Annotated in this window: 17 protein-coding genes; 7 read left to right on the top strand and 10 right to left on the bottom strand. The window is 58.7% G+C overall.

Going from position 1 to position 21,587, the window contains the following annotated elements:
• Nucleotides 1-6 precede the first annotated feature (6 nt).
• From D777_RS15305 to D777_RS15285, 5 genes are read right to left on the bottom strand one after another with little or no spacing between them, the layout of a single operon-like run.
• Entirely contained in the window at nucleotides 7-1,185 is a 1,179-nt protein-coding gene (locus tag D777_RS15305; protein ID WP_036133963.1) for an AAA family ATPase, read from the bottom strand.
• Nucleotides 1,186-1,189: 4 nt separating this feature from the next.
• Complete coding sequence (locus D777_RS15300) at nucleotides 1,190-2,344, bottom strand: type II and III secretion system protein family protein (protein ID WP_227501794.1); 1,155 nt, start codon at nucleotides 2,342-2,344, stop codon at nucleotides 1,190-1,192.
• Entirely contained in the window at nucleotides 2,334-3,185 is an 852-nt protein-coding gene (cpaB, locus tag D777_RS15295; RefSeq protein ID WP_036133962.1) for a Flp pilus assembly protein CpaB, read from the bottom strand. The genes D777_RS15300 and cpaB overlap by 11 nt, the downstream gene beginning before the upstream one ends.
• Before the next feature lie 52 nt (nucleotides 3,186-3,237).
• Nucleotides 3,238-3,684, bottom strand: coding sequence for a TadE/TadG family type IV pilus assembly protein (locus D777_RS15290; protein WP_036133960.1), 447 nt, complete (start codon nucleotides 3,682-3,684; stop codon nucleotides 3,238-3,240).
• 37 nt (nucleotides 3,685-3,721) lie between these two features.
• The gene (locus D777_RS15285) at nucleotides 3,722-3,955 is read right to left on the bottom strand and encodes a hypothetical protein (protein ID WP_036133958.1); all 234 of its coding nucleotides are present in this window, start codon (nucleotides 3,953-3,955) and stop codon (nucleotides 3,722-3,724) included.
• Between the two features lie 330 nt (nucleotides 3,956-4,285).
• On the opposite strand from D777_RS15285, the gene D777_RS17715 reads away from it, so the two are divergent.
• The 6 genes from D777_RS17715 (at nucleotide 4,286) to D777_RS15255 (ending at nucleotide 10,040) form a co-directional block, all read left to right on the top strand.
• Nucleotides 4,286-4,780 carry a DUF6231 family protein gene (locus D777_RS17715; protein ID WP_051669135.1) on the top strand — a complete coding sequence of 165 codons (495 nt, stop codon included), beginning with the start codon at nucleotides 4,286-4,288 and terminating at the stop codon, nucleotides 4,778-4,780.
• Complete coding sequence (locus D777_RS15275) at nucleotides 4,771-6,417, top strand: phytoene desaturase family protein (RefSeq protein ID WP_036133957.1); 1,647 nt, start codon at nucleotides 4,771-4,773, stop codon at nucleotides 6,415-6,417. Before D777_RS17715 ends, D777_RS15275 begins: the two co-directional genes overlap by 10 nt.
• 20 nt (nucleotides 6,418-6,437) lie before the next feature.
• Nucleotides 6,438-6,857 (top strand): YkvA family protein, encoded by a 420-nt coding sequence (locus tag D777_RS15270; protein ID WP_036133955.1) that lies wholly within the window; start codon nucleotides 6,438-6,440, stop codon nucleotides 6,855-6,857.
• A gap of 66 nt (nucleotides 6,858-6,923) precedes the next feature.
• The gene (pomA, locus tag D777_RS15265; RefSeq protein WP_036133953.1) at nucleotides 6,924-7,700 is read left to right on the top strand and encodes a flagellar motor protein PomA; all 777 of its coding nucleotides are present in this window, start codon (nucleotides 6,924-6,926) and stop codon (nucleotides 7,698-7,700) included.
• A gap of 3 nt (nucleotides 7,701-7,703) precedes the next feature.
• Entirely contained in the window at nucleotides 7,704-8,621 is a 918-nt protein-coding gene (locus D777_RS15260; protein ID WP_036133951.1) for a flagellar motor protein MotB, read from the top strand.
• Between the two features lie 210 nt (nucleotides 8,622-8,831).
• On the top strand, nucleotides 8,832-10,040 hold the full coding sequence (locus tag D777_RS15255) for an ammonium transporter (RefSeq protein ID WP_036133950.1): 1,209 nt from the start codon (nucleotides 8,832-8,834) through the stop codon (nucleotides 10,038-10,040).
• A gap of 9 nt (nucleotides 10,041-10,049) precedes the next feature.
• On the opposite strand, the gene D777_RS15250 is transcribed toward D777_RS15255, so the two are convergent.
• Together D777_RS15250 and D777_RS15245 are read right to left on the bottom strand one after the other, a co-directional pair.
• Entirely contained in the window at nucleotides 10,050-13,190 is a 3,141-nt protein-coding gene (locus D777_RS15250) for an efflux RND transporter permease subunit (RefSeq protein WP_036133947.1), read from the bottom strand.
• The gene (locus D777_RS15245) at nucleotides 13,187-14,419 is read right to left on the bottom strand and encodes an efflux RND transporter periplasmic adaptor subunit (RefSeq protein WP_036133945.1); all 1,233 of its coding nucleotides are present in this window, start codon (nucleotides 14,417-14,419) and stop codon (nucleotides 13,187-13,189) included. The genes D777_RS15250 and D777_RS15245 overlap by 4 nt, the downstream gene beginning before the upstream one ends.
• A gap of 134 nt (nucleotides 14,420-14,553) precedes the next feature.
• Between D777_RS15245 and D777_RS15240 the strand changes: the two genes are divergently transcribed.
• Entirely contained in the window at nucleotides 14,554-14,979 is a 426-nt protein-coding gene (locus tag D777_RS15240; RefSeq protein ID WP_036134436.1) for a potassium channel family protein, read from the top strand.
• Nucleotides 14,980-14,993: 14 nt separating this feature from the next.
• Here the strand turns inward: D777_RS15240 and D777_RS15235 are convergent, their stop codons facing one another.
• From D777_RS15235 to D777_RS15225, 3 genes are all read right to left on the bottom strand, one after another.
• Nucleotides 14,994-18,215: an efflux RND transporter permease subunit gene (locus tag D777_RS15235; protein WP_036133943.1), complete on the bottom strand. Its 3,222-nt coding sequence runs from the start codon at nucleotides 18,213-18,215 to the stop codon at nucleotides 14,994-14,996.
• Complete coding sequence (locus D777_RS15230; protein ID WP_081849579.1) at nucleotides 18,212-19,276, bottom strand: efflux RND transporter periplasmic adaptor subunit; 1,065 nt, start codon at nucleotides 19,274-19,276, stop codon at nucleotides 18,212-18,214. The genes D777_RS15235 and D777_RS15230 overlap by 4 nt, the downstream gene beginning before the upstream one ends.
• A 178-nt stretch (nucleotides 19,277-19,454) precedes the next feature.
• The gene (locus D777_RS15225) at nucleotides 19,455-21,473 is read right to left on the bottom strand and encodes a TonB-dependent receptor domain-containing protein (RefSeq protein WP_227501793.1); all 2,019 of its coding nucleotides are present in this window, start codon (nucleotides 21,471-21,473) and stop codon (nucleotides 19,455-19,457) included.
• Nucleotides 21,474-21,587 lie beyond the last annotated feature (114 nt).

Raw genomic sequence — 21,587 nt, 5'->3', positions numbered from 1 at the left:
TACCTCTCAGGCTGGTTGCGTTGACCCTTTGCGGGCCGTTCCCTGGTTACTGTCGAGTTCGTAACGCTTGAGAATTTTCAGCAGCTCACGTTGATAGCTGGATTTTCCTGGCAACTGGTGCAAAGGCAAGCCCGCATTGATCGCAGTCAGGCGGGAACTCCAGTCCAGCGGCAGCGCGCCGAGTGAGTTGATGCCAACCGCCTTCTCCATGTCGCCAAGAGATGGAGAACCTTTCCCTTCAAATCCGTCGAGAAGCAGGCTTTGACGACAGTCTGCCGAGATGCACTCCTGCCAGGCATCCAATCGACGACGGGCCTCATGAGCCTGTTCCACCACAGGATGTATCATCATGACCAGGTCCCGGGCATGCAGACCGACCGCGTTTACCCAGAAGTCGGCTACGGCGGGGCTGACGTTTACGATAATGCGGTCAAAGAGGCCCACCAACTGACTCATGACAATGAACAGGTCGGTATTGCGCTCCTCCCCCCCTTCATTCATTGGCAGTTGCCCAGACAGGAACCGCAGATTCGGCAAATACTCCTCAAGGGCTGTCGCGATCAGAGAGGCATCCAACGAGTCCGGGTTATCCAGCAGGTTTTCCAGGGTCAGCCGGTTATTGCTATCAAGATAGAAGGCATGTCGGTCATCTGCGGCTGTATCCAGCCCCAGTATCCGCTCGTGCGGGAGGAAGTAGTTGGTCGCAAACACCAGGTTCTGGGCGAAAAAACGGGTGTCGACAATCGGGCTCGCACTGGTCACCAGTACGATCTTTTTACTACCCGCGACCTCAGGTCTGGGAGCCTTGGACGCTGAGAAACGAAAATCATTGATCCGGTTGCGCAGCTCTTCTCCATCACTACTGGCAATAAAGCAGTCCCGGGCGCCCGCCCTCATGCTCTTCAACAGAAAATCCTGAACCACGCGGCGCACCACGCTGACCACCACGAGGTCTTCATCACTTTTCGCCAGAGCGGAGATGATCCTGAGCGCCTTTTCAGGTTCATTTTCATCAGCGCTGACCATGACCAACCGTGTACCGGTCGCCGCGACCAACCGGTTGATCCGGGAAAGGTCAGACGAACCTACAAACTCGACCGGCCAGGCGCCTTGCAGGCTCCGCTCAAGCCAGGTGCGGATTCCGATGTCGTCTGAGACACAAACCAGTATTTCTTCCGTTGACATAGGCTTACCAACTGAATCCGTATTTGATTGGACGGGTTCCGGGCTCCGACCCGACGGCCATATCGATGAACCGGGTACTCCCCTGCTCATAGTCCCTGGCGATGGCACTCAGATCGCGGCCAGATTGGCTACTCGGGCTGACGATGTGAGGGGTCACCACCATAATCAACTCCCGGTCTTCACTGGATATCCGGTCTGATCGGAACAGAGCCCCCAGCACCGGAAGGCTGCCGAGCCCTGGAATACGGTCACTGTTGTTAATGGTATTCCGGCTGACCAGCCCACTGATAATGAACGTCTCTCCGGGCCCCATGGATACGGTGGTTTCCGTCCGACGAACCCGGAGCCCCGGCACCGTCACGCCACCGGTGGAAATACCGGCAGAGAAATCCAGATCACTCACCTCCGGTGCAACCTTCAGGATGATCTGTTCCTCATCTACGACGGTTGGCGTCAGGCTCAGGCTGACACCAAAGGCCTTGTACTCAATCTCAATGCCGTCGTTGCCACTGTCGATGGGTATCGGAAACTCGCCACCGGACAGAAACGTCGCACTCTGACCACTGAGTGACACCAGGGACGGCTCTGCCAGGGTGTAGGCAAAGCCTCCGGACTCAAGCGCATTGATCACCGCCAGCGAGTTGGTGCCGAACCGGAAGAAGTTGAATCCATTCGTGGCGCCGAGCGACGGAATGACTGCATCTGGCGCACCAAAGGAGGCTCCCAGGCTCCCACCGTCAAACAACTTGGTGTAATACGCACCGAGCTGATTCAATTCACTGCGGTTGACTTCTACAATCCTGATATCAGTCTGTACCTGCATACCAAAGGGCAGCTTTTCGCCCTGGGTTGCCGCCACTACAACGGGAGCCCTCGTTGGCTCGTCACGGCCTTTCTCCCAGACAGAGAGCACGGCCGTACCCTCACCCTTGGCGGTAACGAGGATTTCACGTTCATCCGATACCGATACCGCCGCGACGTCGGGGTTTGAGATCGCCACCCTTTTGAGTGGATCCTGGAACGAAAACACCTTCTGCTCGCCCTGCCCCAGCGAAACCGGAGTGCCGGTCAGTGTTTCCGCAATGGTCTGCTGGGCCACCGCCATCAGCAGGGCCACCACCAACATCCATGGAGATTTCATGAGCCTGTCAATTGACATAAACCTTCCTCGATTCAGATCCTTCGTAGACCTCGACCTGAGGTTTGGGCGGGGCGGCTACCTGCTTAACCGGTGCAGGCTTGGGTGGTTTTGGGAACAGATCGTCCAGATAGACGGGCTTTTCTTCAGAGTCCGAGGTGGCAACCAGATTCGGATCGCGACTGTTTGAGCTTGAAGCCGCCAACCGCAGCGCGCCTTCACTGGAGGCCAAAAGCAGTTTGGGTGCCAGATCAACGGGAACGGAGAGGACAACCGTCGCATTCCTGCGTTGATCATTGCCTTCCAGCGACTCGCCCTGATGAGGAACACCCCGAACCGCCAGGACGAGGACGTTCGACAGCAGGCGCATGGCAGCCGGCTGATCCTTGTTGGAGCGACGGAACGCGACGGTGACGTCCACCCGGTCCCCCGGACGAAGCAGGCCACCGACGCCCGACAGGTCATCTACCGATACCGCCATAGCCTGGAATCCCGGCTCAACCAGGTTCTCCAGCAGGCTATCGGTTCGAAGGTGCACGGCGCTCAGCACCTGCCCTGCAGACAGCCCCGTCTTCACAGGTTGCCCCATGGGTACATCAGACGCGAGGATGGCGCCGGCCACGGGCTGTTCAGAGTCCACTGACACAAAGGCGTCCTCAGATAGCGGAGTACCCGGAGAGATTGAGTCAATGGCAACGAGATAAGTGTGGGCGGGCGGCTTTTCTTCTACCGCTTCAGTCACGGTAACCGGCGTGCCCGACTCCGCCGTTTTTTTCTGGGTGAGAAATCCGAGCGTTGCGAGGGCCAGGGCCACCACTGCCAGAACGGTGGCCGGCAACGCGTATAAGAGTCGCTTGTTCATTACTCATCCTTGTTGTATCCGCACGAATCCGCAGTTTATTATTTTTTTGCGATCAGAACGCCACGGAGGCCGAAGCACTCATGCTCTCAGGCATGGGCGGAAAATCGCCAAGGAAGCCAAAACTCACCTGGGGCAACAGAGGTTGGTCGGCATTATTGCGAATGACCGAGCACTGCACCATCGAAATGCCACTCGCGGTGGTTTCAGAGCATCCGATTTCCTCGACACCCGCCTTGAGTTTAGCAGGCATTGCAGACCACAACTCCTCGAGTGCAGAAGTTGCGGTCGTCACAATCGCCTCGCCTGCTGTTTCATCCGTCAGAGTACTGCGATCGACCCGAAGTGCTGCATTGGTCGCCTGTTCTACAACGTTCTGCATTTCGTACTTGTTGAAGAACAGCACCCCGTAACTGGCCGACGCATAGAGAATTCCGACCACAAACGGAAACAGGAACAGAAACTCCAGCGCGACCGCGCCTCTCGACCGACGATGTGTCATAGCAGACTCCCGTGGACTCACTGATCAGACAACAACATCAGGCGCCGGAGGAAGAAGATGGCACCTCATCAAACAGACCGGAGAAGATGTCACTCACGGTATTCTTGATGGTGTCATTGGTGAACGCGAAGATCATGATGGCAACCAGGGCCCCTGCAAGTACCAGGTACTCCAGAGCCGAAGCGCCGGCCTGCTTCCCGCCAATCCGCGGAGTTCTGGATTGAATATTCACCATAATCAGTTGTGCGATATGAACGAAGGTATTCAGCATTTTTTGTTCTCCCCTATGCGTGTGAGCACGTATCTTCACTGTAGACATGTATCGGCCGTTGTTCTGCCGTTTTTAACAAGGTTTTTGTAACGAATGGTCAACGTAGATTTCCGTTGTCAATCATTCCCATGCAAACTTTTGCTGATAGGTTCACACCTTTTGGGCGTAACCCGTCCCAACATTAGCAAAGAAATGCGAATTCAGAGGATGGCACTAAAGATCAATTTTCATGTCATTTACGACAACCATCGCGAAAAGCCAGACATAAGCATTTGAAAAACAAGAACATGATAGAGTCATAAAACTTTGTGAAACCTTGGGGGAAGGCCCATGAACAGCGACCAGCCTCAGTTGACCCACTTGTTTGGGGACATTATTGCAAGCACATTACCGTCGATGATCGTTACATTCGGCAATCAAGCCAGGGCGGCGGCAACAGCGGCAAAACAGGTTGCCGAGGGTCGCTGTGGTCACGCTCATCTGGAGGGCACATCAATCAGCCCCGAACAGGTTCCCGCCCTGGCTTCCGGCCTCGCGCTGCTATCAGCTCCCATTGACAAGCTGACGCCCGAGGACAGTATTCAGCTGATAGGCACCCTGAGGAATCTGGGTACCCGACATATTGTGGTCGCGATTGGCGAGGGAAGCCGGCTTTCCTTCCAGGACTTCATCGCACTGGGCTTCCGCCGTCATATCGTGGACGAAACTGATAACGGCGCACTCACGCTCTACACCTACAATCTGGATACTTACAATCACAAACGGGCCTGGAATAATCCGCAGTACTGGGCCAATCCGGAAATGTGGGGGAAAGCATGGTGGTAACCAGTTCGTCTTCAGGAAAACTCAAACCGAGCAGCATTCGCATCGGTACCCGTTACCGGGCCAATCGTCTCAAAGGCCCTTACGACGCAATTGTGATCGGGTCGGGCATTGGCGGCCTGACCTCTGCCGCCTGCCTCGCCAAAGCCGGCAAAAAGGTTCTGGTGCTGGAGCAGCATTACACTGCAGGCGGCTACACCCATAGCTACGCCAGGAACGGCTATGAATGGGACGTTGGCGTCCATTACATCGGTGATATGGGCTCACCTCACACCCTTGGCAGGCGGCTGTTCGACTACATCACCGACGGCAAGCTTAAATGGGCCCCGATGGATGAAAACTACGATCGCTTTTTCCTGGGGAACAAAGTCGTTAACCTCCGGGCCGGGAAGGAAGGCCTCCGCCATTCACTGGTTGAGAGCTTCCCCGAAGAAAAGGAGGCTGTCGATCGCTACATCAAACTGCTGGGCGACGTTGCCGACGGCATGCAGTGGTACACCCTTTCCAAGCTCAGCCCCGGTATTCTTTCCCCACTGATCAACAAGGGGTTGGATATCACCCTGCCCGATTGCTTCAACCGCACCACCTGGGACGTGCTCAGCGAGCTGACCGACAACGAAGAACTGATTGGCGCCATTACAGGCCAGTGGGGCGATTGCGGCGTAACCCCAAAACAGTCCAGTTTTATGGTGCACGCACTGATTGCCAAGCACTATCTCTACGGAGGTTTCTATCCCGTTGGCGGCGCCTCGGAAATCGCCAAGACCATTATCCCGGTCATCCAGAAACCTGGCGGTGAAGTGTTCACCTACGCAGACGTTACCGACATCCTCGTGAAGGGTGGACGGGCAATCGGGGTGCGTATGGCCGACGGTGAAGAGATTCACGCCCCACTCGTGATAAGCAATGCCGGGGTGATCAACACGTTCGAGCACCTGCTGCCTGACGAAGTCGCAACCCAGGCCGGTTATCGGAAAAAACGCGAACACATTAATCCGTCCATGCCCCACATTGGCCTCTATATCGGTCTCAAGGGGACGCCGGAAGAGCTGGGGCTACCAAGAACCAATTTCTGGGTTTACCCCAGTGCGGACCATGATGGCAACGTCGCCCGATTTCTCGAGGCTCCCGAAGAAAGCCCGTTGCCCGTCGTCTACATTTCATTTCCAGCGGCCAAGGATCCGGACTACCAGAACCGATGGCCCGGCACATCCACCATTGAAGTCGTGGCACCGACAACCTGGGAAATTTTCGAGCCCTGGAAAGACACCACCTGGGGCAAACGCGGCGACGACTACGAAGTCCTCAAGGAAAAGGAGACCAACCGGATTCTTGACGTCGTGTACGAGAAACTGCCGCAACTTAAAGGCAAGATCGACTATGTGGAAACGTCCACGCCCCTATCGACCGCCTGGTTCTGTCGCTATGGCAAGGGCGAACTGTATGGCCTCGACCACACACCGGAACGCTTTGAACAGGACTGGCTGAAGCCGAAAACCAGCATCCCCGGCCTATACCTGACGGGCCAGGATATACTCACCTGCGGCGTGGTTGGTGCCATGATAGGGGGATTGGTGACGACGCTGGCAATTCGGGGATGGCGCGGCGCCGGGCTTGCACGCCGAATTTTCATTGGATAAACACAAAAGGGAAACACCACATGGCCCTGTTCAGTCAGAAAAAGGCCGAGACGCAGCTCAACGCTGAAGCTGACAAGGTTCACCGCAGGGATCTCGAGGACTTGTTGGACCGTCAGCGAGCCATCGAGGAAAAGGTGAAGGGAAGCGGCAAGCTGAATCGCTTCAGCTCCGATGTTCGGCTGATGTTTTCCATGATTCGGGATTACTGGTACGGAAATTACCGCAGTGTTCCCTGGAAGACCATTGCTGCGGTGGCTGGCGCTTTGCTCTACGTGCTCAATCCGCTGGACGTGATCCCGGACCTGATTCTTGGCTTCGGGCTTCTGGATGATGCCAGCGTGGTGGCACTGTGCCTGAAAGTTGTGGAATCCGATCTTCACCGTTATGCGGCCTGGAAGGAACAAACCGAGGAGCATAGACAATCGGCAAAGCCTGATTGATCAGTTAGTGAACTACGGGTAACCTTTCCGCCCATTATCAACCCAGTACCTTTTTTTGGAGCATCCGTGGATTTTGCCACTCTCATCGGCCTTGTCGGTGCCATACTGCTGATCGCCTCTGCCGTCATCCTCGGCACTTCGCCCAGCGTGTTCATCAACCCTCCGTCGCTGCTTATTGTGGTAGGCGGGACGCTGCTCGTCGTTTTGTCCAAGTTTAGCTTTGGTCAATTCCTGGGCGCATTCGCGGCAGCAGCTCGCGCATTCAAATTCAAACTGCCTGAAACACAGGCCAGCATTGAAGAGCTGGTCGATGTCGCCAACGTGGCCCGCAAAGAAGGCGTTCTTGGCCTGGAGGATCGTGAAGTCAGCACCCCCTTTCTGGGCAAAGGTATTCAGATGCTGGTGGACGGTCAGACCGGCGACACCATCAAACAGCTCCTGAGCAAGGAGCGCCTGATGACCCTGGACCACAATCGCTCTGGCGCCAAAGTTTTTACCGCCATGGCAGACGTGGCCCCCGCCATGGGCATGATCGGCACACTGATCGGCCTGGTACAGATGCTGTCCAACATGGAAGACCCGAAATCCATCGGTCCCGCGATGGCCGTTGCTCTGCTGACAACGCTGTACGGCGCCATGATCGCGACCATGATCGCAACACCGATTGCAGACAAGCTGTCCCTCAGAATGACCGAAGAAGCCCGCATCCAGTCCCTGTACATTGATGCACTGGTCGCCATTCAGGAAGGCACCAATCCGAGAATTATCGAACAGATGCTATCCAGCTACCTCCCCCCCAAAGAGCGTGAAAAGCTCGCTGAAGCCGAAGGCGCGGGCAGCTAGGTTATGGATGAGTTACCTGAAGAGGAAAAACCGGGTATCCCCGCCTGGGTTGTCACTTTTGCGGACCTGATGTCCCTGCTGATGTGTTTTTTCGTGCTGCTGCTGTCGTTTTCCGAGATCGACGCGCAGAAGTTCAAGCAGATTGCCGGGGAACTCTCCAAGGCGTTTGGTGTACAGCGTGATGTACCGGCACTGGAGATTCCCAAAGGCACCAGTCCTATTTTTGACAAGTTTTCTCCCGCACCGCCAGAACCGACGGTCATCAATCAGGTAAAACAGACAACCACCACGGAAGCCCCCGAACTCGAGACCCTCAAAAGCCCCACGGAGAAGGCCGTGGAAGCAGCTATGCAGGAAAAGATGGACGAGAATGCCCAGGAAATCATGGCGGTGCTGGACGAGGCGATCAAGGAAGGCAGAGTCAATGTAGCCCAGGATCAACGGCGCATTGTCATTCGCGTTGAGGAAAAAGGCTCGTTCCCCTCTGGTTCCGCCCAACTGACGTGGGAATTCGAAGGGCTACTGCTGGAAATGGCCGACGTCCTTGCCGACATGCCGGGCAAACTGACCATTGAAGGCCACACGGATGACGTCCCCATTCGTACCAAGCGGTTCTACAGCAACTGGGATCTGTCAGCGGCCCGAGCAGCCGCCGTCGCCAATGTCCTTCTTCACACCGGAGAAATCGAACCCACCCGGCTTGCGGTCAAAGGTCTGGCGGATACAGAGCCCCGCGTCGCCAACGACTCGTCCGCCAACCGGGCCAAGAATCGACGGGTGGAAATCATCATCGACCTGTCCGGACCGCTGGAAGAGCAGGAAATCGAACTCCGGGAAATCATCGAATCGGAATCCAAATCACAGGATGCCGTGATCGATATCGAATCCGGTAACGCCCCCGAAAACCAGATTTCCTGGTGATCCAGGTGCGACCATTTCGGTGCACAACTCTGCATATTGCACACATTTAGTGCACAAAACGGACACCTGCGACTCCTGAAGCCCCGCAAAAAGAACGCAACTAACCACTAACAAACAAGTTGCATTGTTTTGGAACACTGCTTGCTTACTGTGCACCCCATCAATGCACAGAAGGCCCGCTAGAGGCTTAAACATCAGGAGCAAAAACCCGTGGACATCACGAGTGCAGTACAAACCCTGACTGAAAGCGCCAACACGCTGTTCATTCTAATCGGTGCCATCATGGTTCTGGCCATGCATGCCGGCTTTGCCTTCCTTGAGGTGGGCACCGTACGCCACAAGAACCAGGTCAACGCCCTGGTCAAGATCATGACCGACTTCGGCATCTCAGCGGTCATGTACTTCTTTGTCGGGTATTACATCGCCTATGGCGGTCATTTCATGAGCAGCGCCGCTGACCTGACGGCCAGCAATGGCTACGAGCTGGTCAAATTTTTCTTCCTGATGACCTTCGCTGCCGCCATCCCCGCCATTGTCTCAGGCGGCATCGCCGAGCGCGCAAAGTTCTACCCCATGCTGATTTCCTCAGGCCTGATCGTTGGTGTGGTCTACCCCTTCTTCGAGGGCCTGATCTGGAACGGTAACTACGGCTTCCAGATCTGGCTCGAGACCCAGTTTGGTGCAGGATTCCATGACTTTGCCGGCTCCGTTGTAGTGCATGCCGTCGGTGGCTGGGTCGCCCTGGCAGCCATCCTGCTGCTCGGTGCACGAAATGGGCGCTACCGTAACGGCCGGGTCATCGCCTTTGCTCCGTCCAACATTCCGTTTCTCGCGCTCGGCGCCTGGATACTGACCGTTGGCTGGTTCGGCTTCAACGTTATGTCCGCGCAGACCCTGGACGGCATCAGCGGACTTGTCGCGGTCAACAGCCTGATGGCGATGGTCGGCGGCATCCTGGTGTCCATGGTGCTGGGCCGGAAGGACCCCGGCTTTATCCACAACGGCCCTCTGGCAGGGCTCGTCGCCGTGTGTGCCGGCTCAGACCTGATGCACCCGGTTGGCGCCCTGATCACCGGTGGTATCGCAGGTGCGATTTTCGTTTACCTGTTTGAATGGGCACAGGCAAAGATCGAACGTCTGGACGACGTTCTGGGTGTCTGGCCCCTGCATGGCGTATGCGGCGTCTGGGGTGCCATCGCCTGTGGCATTTTCGGCCAGGAGGCCCTGGGAGGTCTTGGTGGCGTCAGCCTCACCTCCCAGGTGATCGGTTCCGTTGCAGGCGTACTCGTTGCCTTTGTGGGCGGCCTGGTTGTCTACGGCGTGGTCAGCGCCATCTCCGGCCTGCGCCTGAGCGATGAAGAAGAGTTCAACGGTGCGGACGTCTCCATCCACCGCATCGGCGCCAACGCCATGGACTGACCTTCCCCGCTATTCCTCTGCACCCAGCGGCCGAGCCTCTGTGCCCTGCCGCTGGGCTCGCCATTCCCGGAACTGCTCCAGCCAGGACAACAACGCCGGAATCACAAGCAACACCAGCAGGGTCGACAGCCCAAGGCCAAACGCAATCGACGTTGCCATGGGAATCAGGAACTGCGCCTGCAACGAGGTCTCGAACAACAGGGGCAACAAACCGCCAATCGTCGTCAGGGAGGTCAGCATCACCGCCCGCACCCGCTGCACCGCAGCTTCGTTCAGTGCATCCGTGATGCCCAGCCCCTTTTGGCGCTGCTGGTTGTAGAACGCCACCAGGATAATCGCGTTATTGACCACAATACCGGACAACCCGAAGAGACCAAACAGAGACAGGATCGTCAGCTGAAGGCCCATCAGCCAATGCCCCAGCAAGGCACCCACCAGGGCAAACGGAATGATCGCCATGACAATCAATGGCAGACTCCACGACGCGAACACCCACGCCAGCACCACGTACATCAGCCCCAGGCCAATCAGCAGGCCGGTTTTCATGTCATCCATGGTTTCACGCTGGTCTGCCGCCCGCCCCTCAAAACTGAAGCGTACGTTATACCGGTTAGCGATGTCCGGAAGTGCTTCGGCCTGAAGACTGCTGAGAATCTGGTCGGTGGTACTGACACTGGTGTTCAGCCCCGATGTCACCTCCACCGCCAACTTGCCGTCTGCATGCCTGAGCGCCTGAAAGCCCTGGCGGTGGTCCAGGTTCATCACCTGGGTCAGGGGAACGAATCGACCATCGGGCACCCGTACGGTCATCCGTGAGAGCGTAGCCAACCGTTCCCGCTGATCCCGGGGCAGCTGTACCCTCACCTCAATTTCATCGCGTCCATCCTGGTAGATCTGGGCGATACGGCCATCGAACGCTGCCCGCAACTGACGCCCCAGGTCGGCCGTGGTCAGGCCCAGAGCCTCACCATAGGCGCTGACCTGGTAGATCAACTGCTCTCGCCCCCAGGGCATATCGTCTTCCACATCCAACACGCCGGGCAAGGTGGACAACGCCCGGTTGAGTTCATCAGCCGCCCGCTTCAGCGTGATGGCGTTGTTGCCCACCAGCCGGACATTGACATCCCGACCCGGTGGCCCGGCCTGCCGTTCGGAGATATTCAGGCTATCAAGCCCGGCGGGCAGCACCAGTCGGCTACGCCATTCGTTGATGAACTCCGGGTTTCGCACTGAGCGGCGATCCGACGGCACCAACTCGATCATCATTGACCCGAGCTCGTCACCGGTTCTGGATGCCCCCTCGGCCCCGAGGGTCGCGCCCCTGGTTGTCACCGCATGCAGAACGAGATTGCCACCCAGGGCGCTTTCCGACGCATTCAGCGCCGACTGCATCTGGCCGAGGAACTCATCCACAGTGGCCCGATCCGTGCCTGACACAAAACTGGCATTTGCATAGAACACCGACGGCTCCGGCGTCGGGAAGAAATTGAAACCAAGTCGTCCTCCGGCCAACAAACCGACCGTGATCAGCGCAAGCGCGACGGCTCCGGCCACCGTCAGGCCCCGGTGTTGCAGACTGGCCATGGAGAATCGGCGGAAGCTGCCCTCCCGAAAGCGGTCAAACCGTTTCTCGAAGCCGGTACGCAGGCGCGTGACCGGATTCGGGTTCGCTTCCTTCCGGCGGCTCACGAAGGCATGGCGCAGGTGGGCCGGCAATACAATGAAGCACTCCAGCAATGAGGCGACCAGCACACAGATCATCACGGTCGGGATATCACCGAGGATATTCCCGATCACTCCACCAACCACCAACAGGGGCATGAATGCGGCGACGGTCGTCAATGATGAGGCAAGCACCGGCCACACCATTCGTTTGGCCGCGCCTTCCGAGGCATAGATGGACTCTTCACCCATCCGGGAGTGGGCATCTGCGTCCTCCCCCACCACAATGGCATCATCAACGATGACACCCAGCGCCATGATCAGGGCAAACAGGGAAATCATGTTGATAGAACCACCAATGCCCCAGAGCACCGCCATGGCCGCAAGAAACGCGGTGGGAATCCCGATGGCGACCCAGAGCGCCACCCGCCCCGGCAGGAACAGGTAGAGCAGGGCGACGACCAATAGCAGCCCGCCAAAGCCATTGGTCACCAGCAGGGATATACGATCGTTCAGTAACTGCCAGGTTTCGTCGTAGACCTCCAGATGCAGGGAAGGAGGCAGTGAGGAGCGGGTATCCGCCAGCCAGGCTTCCAACACCTTCGCGGCCTCCAGGGAATTGCCGTTTTCCGCCCGCTGAAGCTGCAACTCAACAGCCGGATACCCATCCCGACTCAACGCGACCTGACTCTCCCTGGCCTCCTGACGGATGATCGCAATATCCCCGAGCCGCAGCTGGATACGCTCGCCGCTAACCACCGGAATACTCTCGAATGCCTGAGGGCTGCGGCGCTGCTCCACTGCTCGCAGTTCCCGGGTTGCATCCTGTTGCGCCATCATCCCCGCCGGCAAGTCCCGGGATACAGCACCAACCCGCTCGGCAATCTGCTCCAGAGACAGCCCCAGAGTTTCCAGACGCTCAACCGGCACATCAATGCTGATTTGCTGTTCCGGCAAGCCCCGGATGGCGATCCGGTCGATGCCACGGTCCAGCAAATCGTCTTCGTAGCGATACGCCAGGTCCCGAAGCTCGCTGCGGTCGACATTCCCGAATACCAGAACCCGGGCCACGGGCTCATAACGTTCGATCCGGGTAACCTGGGGTTCCTCCGCATCCGCCGGCAGGTTGGTAAATTCGTCCACCTGCTGCCGCACGTCGTCCAGTGCCTGAATCGGATTGGTCCCTTCATGGAATTCCAACGTGATTGACGACACACTCTGGGCCGAGGTCGACGTCATTTTCTTCAAGCCGTCGATGCTGCGCAGCCTCTGCTCCAGCGGGTCGGTAATCCCCTGCTCCACGTCCTCCGCCGACGCGCCGCTCCAGACCACCCGGACACTGACCACATCAAGGGCAAAGGTCGGAAAAAACTGGATATTCATGCGCGACAACGCCAGAGCACCGCCCAGCAACATCACCAACATAACCAAATTTGCTGCAACCCGGTGATGAACGAAGAAGCCGATGACGCCTTTTCTGCGCCTCATTGCTGTTGCTCCCCGGCCAGGTCGACCTTCAGCCCGGTGATTGCATTGGGGAGATGCGTCGTAATCAGGCGGGCACCGGAGACCAGCGCCTCGCCGGAGACCAGCAGCCGGCGCTCGCCGTTGACACCTCTGGCTTCACCGATTCGATGCACCTCGACGCGCTGCATGCGGTTGTCGTCATCCATCAGGTATACCGCATTGGCGCCGTACAGGGCACTGAACGAAACAGACACCGTCTGCTCCCGCTCCGGTCGCTCCAGAGTCACCGGCAACAAGCCACCAGGTCGCAGCCCCGCTGCGGATCCGCTCAGAGCGAGAATGGCTTCGGTACCGGTTGGATCGGATGTACCCGCAAACCGGGTCAGCTCGAACCGATAGTCCCTGCCTTCACTCCATGCCCGTAATTGCTCGCCCCGGTCCAGCGCCGCCTGCAACTCTGCACGAAACAACTCTGGCACCCTGGCCCGCAGCTCCAATCCCTCAGCCGGGTAGACCGACAGCAGCGCCTGATTTCGGGAAACCTGGTCGCCAGGCGCAACCTGAACACCAGTCACAACGCCATCGAACGGCGCAAACGCTTGGGACCGTTCGGCATCCCGATTGGTTGATTCCAGGTTGGCCTGAGCCTGTGCCAACCTCGCCTCCAGGCTTTGCAGGCGAGCGGGATGATCATCCACCGACCTCTGGCGTGTTTGCACCGTCAGTTCGGCCCGGGCCAGAGCATCGGTTGCGGATTCCAGATCTTCACGGGAAGCCAGGTTACGCTCAACCAGCGAGCGGGTGCGCTCCAGCTGCCGGCGAGCATTGGATTCAATGGCCTTCTCGCTCTCAAGGGCGTTGATATCGTTCTTGTGCCGGACCTGTTCCGAACGGATTTGCGCTTCAAGGTCCGCCACCTGGGAACGCGCCTGCGCCAGCACCGGTTGTACATCGACTTCATCCAGAGCCACCAGTAACTCACCGGCCTCAACCCTCTGACCTTCCGCCACCGGACGCTCACCAATGCGGCCCGCCAGCGTCGCGACGACCGTCACCTGTTCCGGCGCAACGACCTCACCATAAAGTGGAAGTATTGGCGTGTGCGTACCCGGCTCGACGGTTTGCACCTCCACCCGCCAGCTTCGCTCTGTTGCGGTGACCTGCGCCGGCTCCGGGCGCGTCAGTTTGAGCAGGATAAAACCGGCAATGCCGATCGCGAGGATGACTACAGGAAACAGTTTCTTGGACATTCTTATCAGCCAATCAGGATCATTGGGGCACGCCACACGCGACGTGCGAAATTGCTATACAATCACTACAGGACGCCGGAGGAATACCCGCCAAACGGAGAACCCCACAGTTGTTTCTGGACGCGCATATCAGTCTGATCACCATCACAATCATCAACATCCTGATCGTGGCAATCGTGGTGTTTATTCATCACGAGGCGCTCAGCCGCCTGAGCGGTGTTCTGTCTCGTATGCGCCAGAGCCGACATTTCCGCATGAGTATCGCGGTCTTCGGCATCCTCACTGCCCACGCGGTTCAGGTCTGGATCTTTGCCTTTGCCTATTTCGTCATGCACCACGCTGACGAATGGGGCCATCTTGCCGGCAACTTTACCGGCAGTTTCCTCGACTGCGTCTATTTTTCCTTCGCCACCTTCACCACCGTGGGTTACGGAGATATCGAGCCTCTGGGTGACCTTCGCTTCCTGACCGGTATTGAAGGTCTCACCGGCCTGGTATTGATCACCTGGAGCGCCTCATTCCTGTTCGTCGAAATGCAGCGCTACTGGCCAACCCGCTAACAAACTTTCAGCCTTCATACCCATTTGCAACGGGCCAGAGTGTAGTACAACAGCGGCACCACAATGATCGTCAGTAACGTGGACATGGCGAGACCGAATATCAGCGAAATCGCCAGCCCGTTGAATATCGGATCGTTAAGAATAAAGTAAGCGCCCACCATCGCCGAGATGGCCGTCAGCGCAATGGGTTTGATCCGAACGGCACCGGCGAGCACCACGGCTTCGTCCAACTCTACACCCTCATCCAGCAACTGCCGGATAAAGACCACCAGCAATATCGAGTTACGTACGATAATCCCCGCCAGCGCGATCATGCCGATCATGCTGGTGGCCGTGAATTCCCGGCCCAGCAGCGCATGGCCCGGCAGAATTCCAATCAGGGTCAACGGAATCGGCGCCATGATCACCAGCGGCAGAATGTAGGACCGGAACTGGGCCACCAGCAGCACAAAGATCATGAAGACCCCGACGCTGTAGGCGGCCCCCATATCCCGGAAGGTTTCGTAGGTGATCTGCCACTCACCATCCCACTTCAGGGTACCTTTCTCGGGCAGTACCGGCTGGCTGATGAAGTATTGGTCTGGTGCCGCGTCCTGCTGCTCCAGGCGGTCCACCAACCGGAACATGCCATACAGTGGCGAGTCGATCTCCCCGGCCATATCCGCCGTGACGTAGGTTACTGGCAGTAGATCCTTGTGGTAGATCGCACCTTGCCAGTCGGCTTCTTGAACCTCTGCGATACTGGCCAGCGGCACCAGTTGGCCATCGCGGCTGCGCACGCTGACGGACATCAACACCGGAATCTGGGCTTTTTCCCCCTCCGCCAGAATGACGCGGATCGGTACTGGATATTTGGCATGCTCGTCATGGAGAAAGCTGACACTGCTACCGCCAAGCGCCGTCTGCAACGCCGCCACCACCTGGGCCTGTGCGACGCCGAGCCTGGCGGCCCGATCCCGGTCTACCACGACTTCCCATTCCCGGGTCGGTGCTTCCAGCGTGGTGTCGATATCCACAAGCCCATCCACGCTCTCCATTTCGCCTGCAATCTCCTGAGCAAGGCCCGCCCGGCGCTGATCATTCACGGCATAAATTTCCGCAACCAGCGGTGAGAGCACCGGCGGCCCCGGAGGCACTTCGACAATTTTCAGCCTGGCACCGTAACGGTCCGCAATCTCCTTGAGAGGCGCCCTCAGAGACTGGGCTATCTCGTGAGACTGACGATCACGGTCCTCGGCACCGCTCAGATTGACCTGAATATCCCCGTGATAAGGATCCCCCCTGAGATAATACTGGCGTACCAACCCGTTAAAGTTGATGGGGGATGCCGTGCCGGCATAGCTCTGCCAGTTGGCCACTTCATCGACGGTTTCCAGGTAGTGCCCCATCTCCGTCAGCACCCGCTGGGTCTGTTCCATCGGGGCCTGCTCCGGCAGGTCCACCACCACCTGAAGCTCTGACTTGTTATCGAAAGGCAGCATCTTCAGGATCACGGCCTGGAACACGGGTAACGAGACCGCCGCGAGTGTCAGCCCCACCACGCCGAGGGCAAGCAGGCGACGACGCCAGCCGTGGTCCCCCAGGAAGGGTGACAGCACTGTGCGGAATATCCTGAGGGAGCGTTGGCTCACGCCGTCCGCGGAATTGGATCCTTCACCCACGGCCTCCCCCTTCCGGTGCCTGAGCAGACGCAGGGCCAGCCAGGGCGCCACCACAAACGCAACAATCTGTGACAGCACCATACCCGCCGAGGCATTAATGGGGATCGGGCTCATGTAAGGCCCCATCAAACCGGACACAAAGGCCATGGGTATCAAGGCCGACATGATGGTAAGGCTCGCCATGATGGTGGGGGTTCCGACCTCCTCGACCGCGGCCGGGATCACCTCTTTCACGGGCCGTCGGGAGTTCTGGATACGCCGGTTGATGTTCTCGGTGATCACGATGCCGTCATCCACCAGTATGCCGATGGAGAAGATCAGCGCGAACAGCGATACCCGGTTCAGGGTGAAACCCCAGGCCCAGGAGAAGACCAGCGTCAGCAGCAGGGTGATCAGGACGGCAATGCCGACAATCAGCGCCTGCCGCCAGCCCATCGCCGCCAACACCAGCAAGACCACACAGACGGTTGCGGAGATGAGATCGCTGATCAGTTTTTGTGCTTTCTGAGAAGCGGTGTCGCCGTAGTTGCGGGTCACCAGCACCTGCACATCGTCGGGCAAAGCCCGATTGCGCAACAGCTGTAAACGCTGCTGGATGGCGGTGGTGATATCGATGGCGTTCTCGCCGGGCTTCTTGGCAATGGCCAGGGTGACGGCGGGATACACCCGACCGGCAGCCACCCCGGAGGGATCCGTGTGCGCGGGGCCAAATCCGGTCATCACGCTCTGATCTGCGACGGTGCCGCCACGGCGGATGTCGGCAACATCCTCCATGTGCACCGCCGCCCCGTTGTGCATGCCCACAACCAGCCGTCGGACATCGTAGAGATTCTCCAGTAAGGTGCCGGCCTGAACCGGAATCGACAGATTGTTGCGAGTCACCCGGGTTTCCTGCGTGCTGCTGTTGGCCGATTGCAGCGCCGCGACGATGTCACCGATGGTCAACTGAAAGCCCGCCAGCAATGCCGGATCGAAACGGATATCGACCCGGTCCGGAATGCCGCCTACGGTGTAGACATCCCGGGTTCCGGGCACCCGTTTCAGCGCCACCTCCAGCATATGGGCCAACCGGGTAAGCGCCTCTCCGGAATGCCGATTGGATGGATCAAACAGGGTCAGCGTCATGACCGGAACATCATCGATGCCCTTGGGTTTGACGATCGGCTGCATAGCCCCCAGTTCCGGCGGCAGCCAGTCCTGGTTTGAATACACCTGGTTATAGAGTCTGACCAGCGCCTCCTGGCGTGGCACCCCGACCTCGAACTGCACGGTAATCACGGCCTGCCCCTGGCGCGACACCGAATAGACGTGCTTCACGCCCTTTATTTCGCTCATGACCTGCTCGGCGGGTGTGGCGATCACACTCTCCACCTCCCGGGTGCTGGCCCCGGGAAACGCCACCATGATATCGGCCATGGTGACATCAATCTGGGGCTCTTCTTCCTTGGGGGTAACGACCACCGCGAGAACACCAAGCAGGATCGCCAGCATCGCCAACAGGGGCGTCAGGCGGTTGTCCTGAAAGACGCGGGCTATTGCCCCGGAGGGGCCGACTCGCGGGAGGTCGTCACTCATTGTTTGGCTCCCTGCTGTTGCGCCGGCAGGTCAAGCCGATCACTGCCTACCAGCTGTGAAGGATCAACCACCACTTGCTCTCCTTCACTCACGCCCGCGAGTATCTCCACCCGACCATTATCGGAAACGCCCACGCGCACCTGACGCAGCCTTGGCCGGCCCTGGTCATCGATGACAAACACGGCCCGAAGTTCACTGCGATGGATCAGACTGGTCTCTGGCACCCAGAGCGACTCCCGACCAGACACAGGTATGCCGACTTTCACCAACATACCGGGGAACAACGACCCACCAGGTTCATTGAGCTCCATTCTGAGTCGGAACGTGTGGGTGTCCGGATCGGCGTAGGGGTAAAAGGTGATGGCACCGGTTTCCAGTACCCGGCCATCGGTCAGGGAGACCGTGGCCTGCCTCTCCTTGCGAGCGAGATCGGCGTATTTCTGGGGCAAATCCACCACCACCCGCAACTGCTCCAGCGACAACCCGCTCAACAGCGGCTGCCCCGGATTGACCGCCTCGCCAACTTCCACGTGACGCTCGGTGAGGATGCCGCCGTAAGGCGCAACAATACGGGTGTAGCTCAGCTGTTCCCGGGCCTCCGCCAACGCCGCCTCGGCTCTCGCCATCCGGGCTTTTGCTGCGGACAACGCATTCCTTGCCTGATCGTAGGCCTGGCGCGATACCAGGTTGCGCTCGAACACCGATTCGATCCGGGAGAACTGCTGCTCAGCGTCCACCAGTGCAGCCCTGGACTCCTCAACGCTGGCCTTCGCCTGATTCACCTGAGCCTGCTGCTTGCTGTCCTCCAGTTGGACGATCAGCTCACCTGCCGCCACCGAGTCATCCACATCAAACGGGAGCTTCTGAACAGTGCCACTGGTCTGTGCCGACACCGTGCTCTGCTGAACGGCTTCAATAACCCCGTCCAGGTGCACGGTTTCCTGAAGAAAGCTGCGCTCCACCGGTGCGGTCGGACTGTCCGTCTGCGCCAGGCTCGGTGCAGATGAGAGCCAGGCCAGGGCGCCCCAAACAACGGTGGACCAGGTAAAGGCTGTCGCCATCCGAATCACGGAACACCTCCCAAAGGCAGTCAGGTCAACAGGTTTAACCAAAGGAATTAGCTAAGAATCTATGGTTATCAATAATCGCATAAAAAAAAGCCTCGTATGAAGATTAGATTCACACGAGGCAGAATGTTACCCGCCGGCTATGAGAAGCGGGCAACCGCCATAACCTTGATTACCAGCGTGCTGTCAGCGCTGCCCTCAGGGTTCTGCCCGGCTCATTCACACGCACCGCTTCCGGGTTAAAGGGATCGGTATTGGCGCGACTGACATGAGGCGCCCAGGACGTGTCCAGCAAGTTATCGATGGCCCAGCTGAGCCTCAGGTAGCCGGTCAGCGGGTGGCTGCCGGACACATTCAGCACGCCGTAGCCCGGGGAGGTGCCAGCATCTAGGCCGGACGCCAGATCCACGTGATCCTGCCGTCGCGCCAGCTGCCACTCCACGTCGACCTGATGCCCCTGGTGCTGCCACCCCAGGGTCTGGACGAACTGAACCGGAGGAATCTGCGGCAGGGCCTTGTTGTCATCACGATTCTCGCCGTGCACGACCGCCAGTGAACTGGTACTTCGCCAGGCACCATCACTCCAGCCCAGCACACCCTCGGCGCCCATCAAACGAGCATCAATGTTCCGATAGACGCTGGTCTGACTGCTATCGCGGGTACGCAGGACAAAATCATCAACACGATCGATCCACACCGCAGGACGCCAGTGCCAACCGTCAGAGCGGCCGGCAAGCGCGATTTCGAGCTTGTTGTGCTTTTCCGTATCCAGAGCCGGGTTCCCCACCCAACGCATGGCCGGGTTCATACTCCAGCTGGCGATGTAGCGTTCGGTCACACCTGGACTGCGAACGCTGTGGCTGGCTGTCACCTCCAGTGACTGGCGCGTCGAAAAGCGCCAGTTGCTGGTGACGAACCCGCTGACATTATTATCGTCCGCGTCGGTGTCCGTGGTGCCGTACACACTGTCGTAAATGCCCGCCGCGGACATCGGCATCATGGCATTGCCAAAGGTCTTGTCCGCCGACCGGGCCTCCATTTCGACCCGGTCGTAGCGAACACCACCGCCGACCTGAAGCGCCGGATGGACCCGGTAGAAACGCTCGGCAAACAGGCCAATACGCGTGCGGTCCACGTCCGGCCACAGCACGGAGGTCAGGGTATCCAGTGTTGCACCGCCAAAACGTTCGGCATCCCAGTTGTTGGTTTCCGCGTCCACACCCACCGCCCAGTCGGTTTTGGTGTTGGGGCTTTGATCCAGGGTCAGCCGGACGCCACGGGTCCGGGTCTCCGAGGCCGTAAGCATCTTCATGGTAGCCGTTCTCAGGCTGAAGTTATCCATGACGTGATCCACATCCGCCTGCCACGCCAGCAGGTTCCAGTCGCCTTGGGCCACGGGAGCCCCCAGCTCGACCCGGGCAATGTCGGTATCGGTTTTGGGCGCGTCCATTCCCGAGCCCGCGTACTTGACGTCGCGTTCTTCTTGCCGGCTGACCAGGCCCTTTATGTAAAACCCATCGTCAGCGAGCCAGGCCGCATCAAGGCGGCCCTCGGCATTCTCATAGGCACTGCGGACCTCATTACCATCGCCGTCTTCATAATCGTCAGCTTCTTCGTAACCACCGGCGGCGCGAACCCAGCCCTGGGCGCCCCCCACCGCTATACCACCGTTCACCAGCCTGCTCGTACCATTGTCCGAGCCTCCGACCGTAATATGCCCAGCCAGCCCATCATCGCCCAGGTCCGGCGAGGGCGTTGTCGCGACGACCTGGCCGCCGCTGATCGGCCCCCATCGTAGCGTCCGGTTTGTGGTGCGCACCTGAAGAAGCGGCGCCAGCGCAGCGCTCAGTCGACTGGTCGGGGGATCCATGCGATTGGGACAGGCACCTTCAACGCGGATACCATCCAGCAGGACATCGACCCGCTCCTGCCCTTGACCACGGACAATGGGATCAAGCCCGCGCCCACCCATTCGGGACAACGACACCGCAGGATCCGAAGCCAGGCGCCGGACCGGCTCTGGCGCAAGAATCTCCGCCGCCGGGGCCGCTACCTGTCCTTCCGTTACACGGATCACCGGCAGCGTTTCCATCCTCTCTTCGGTACTTTCTTCCGCCAGCGCAACCATGGGTGCACCCAACATGCCGGCTACGGTTAAAACGGCCGCGCGGCCTACAACATTTACTGCCATCCCACATTATCCTGTCCCGACTCAATCAGCCGACATAGTAATGTGTGGCCGCTCACCGCGCGTGAGACAGAATGCCGCATCCCGAAGCGGGTATTCTCCGGGTGTGAGCCGTCA

Source organism: Marinobacter nitratireducens, from assembly GCF_000708045.1.
GTDB classification, from domain to species: domain Bacteria; phylum Pseudomonadota; class Gammaproteobacteria; order Pseudomonadales; family Oleiphilaceae; genus Marinobacter; species Marinobacter nitratireducens.
Note: the sequence above shows the minus strand (reverse complement) of the source record. Positions and strands in the feature narration are given on the sequence as shown.

Bases quoted from the DNA above. Each gene is read 5' to 3' on its own strand.
- D777_RS15230 (WP_081849579.1), bottom strand. From the start codon at position 19,276: ATGGCGACAGCCTTTACCTGGTCCACCGTTGTTTGGGGCGCCCTGGCC.
- D777_RS15270 (WP_036133955.1), top strand. From the start codon at position 6,438: ATGGCCCTGTTCAGTCAGAAAAAGGCCGAGACGCAGCTCAACGCTGAA.
- D777_RS15260 (WP_036133951.1), top strand. From the start codon at position 7,704: ATGGATGAGTTACCTGAAGAGGAAAAACCGGGTATCCCCGCCTGGGTT.
- D777_RS17715 (WP_051669135.1), top strand. From the start codon at position 4,286: ATGAACAGCGACCAGCCTCAGTTGACCCACTTGTTTGGGGACATTATT.
- D777_RS15245 (WP_036133945.1), bottom strand. From the start codon at position 14,419: ATGTCCAAGAAACTGTTTCCTGTAGTCATCCTCGCGATCGGCATTGCC.
- D777_RS15250 (WP_036133947.1), bottom strand. From the start codon at position 13,190: ATGAGGCGCAGAAAAGGCGTCATCGGCTTCTTCGTTCATCACCGGGTT.
- D777_RS15285 (WP_036133958.1), bottom strand. From the start codon at position 3,955: ATGCTGAATACCTTCGTTCATATCGCACAACTGATTATGGTGAATATT.
- D777_RS15225 (WP_227501793.1), bottom strand. From the start codon at position 21,473: ATGGCAGTAAATGTTGTAGGCCGCGCGGCCGTTTTAACCGTAGCCGGC.
- D777_RS15235 (WP_036133943.1), bottom strand. From the start codon at position 18,215: ATGAGTGACGACCTCCCGCGAGTCGGCCCCTCCGGGGCAATAGCCCGC.
- D777_RS15300 (WP_227501794.1), bottom strand. From the start codon at position 2,344: ATGTCAATTGACAGGCTCATGAAATCTCCATGGATGTTGGTGGTGGCC.
- D777_RS15290 (WP_036133960.1), bottom strand. From the start codon at position 3,684: ATGACACATCGTCGGTCGAGAGGCGCGGTCGCGCTGGAGTTTCTGTTC.
- D777_RS15305 (WP_036133963.1), bottom strand. From the start codon at position 1,185: ATGTCAACGGAAGAAATACTGGTTTGTGTCTCAGACGACATCGGAATC.
- D777_RS15275 (WP_036133957.1), top strand. From the start codon at position 4,771: ATGGTGGTAACCAGTTCGTCTTCAGGAAAACTCAAACCGAGCAGCATT.
- cpaB (WP_036133962.1), bottom strand. From the start codon at position 3,185: ATGAACAAGCGACTCTTATACGCGTTGCCGGCCACCGTTCTGGCAGTG.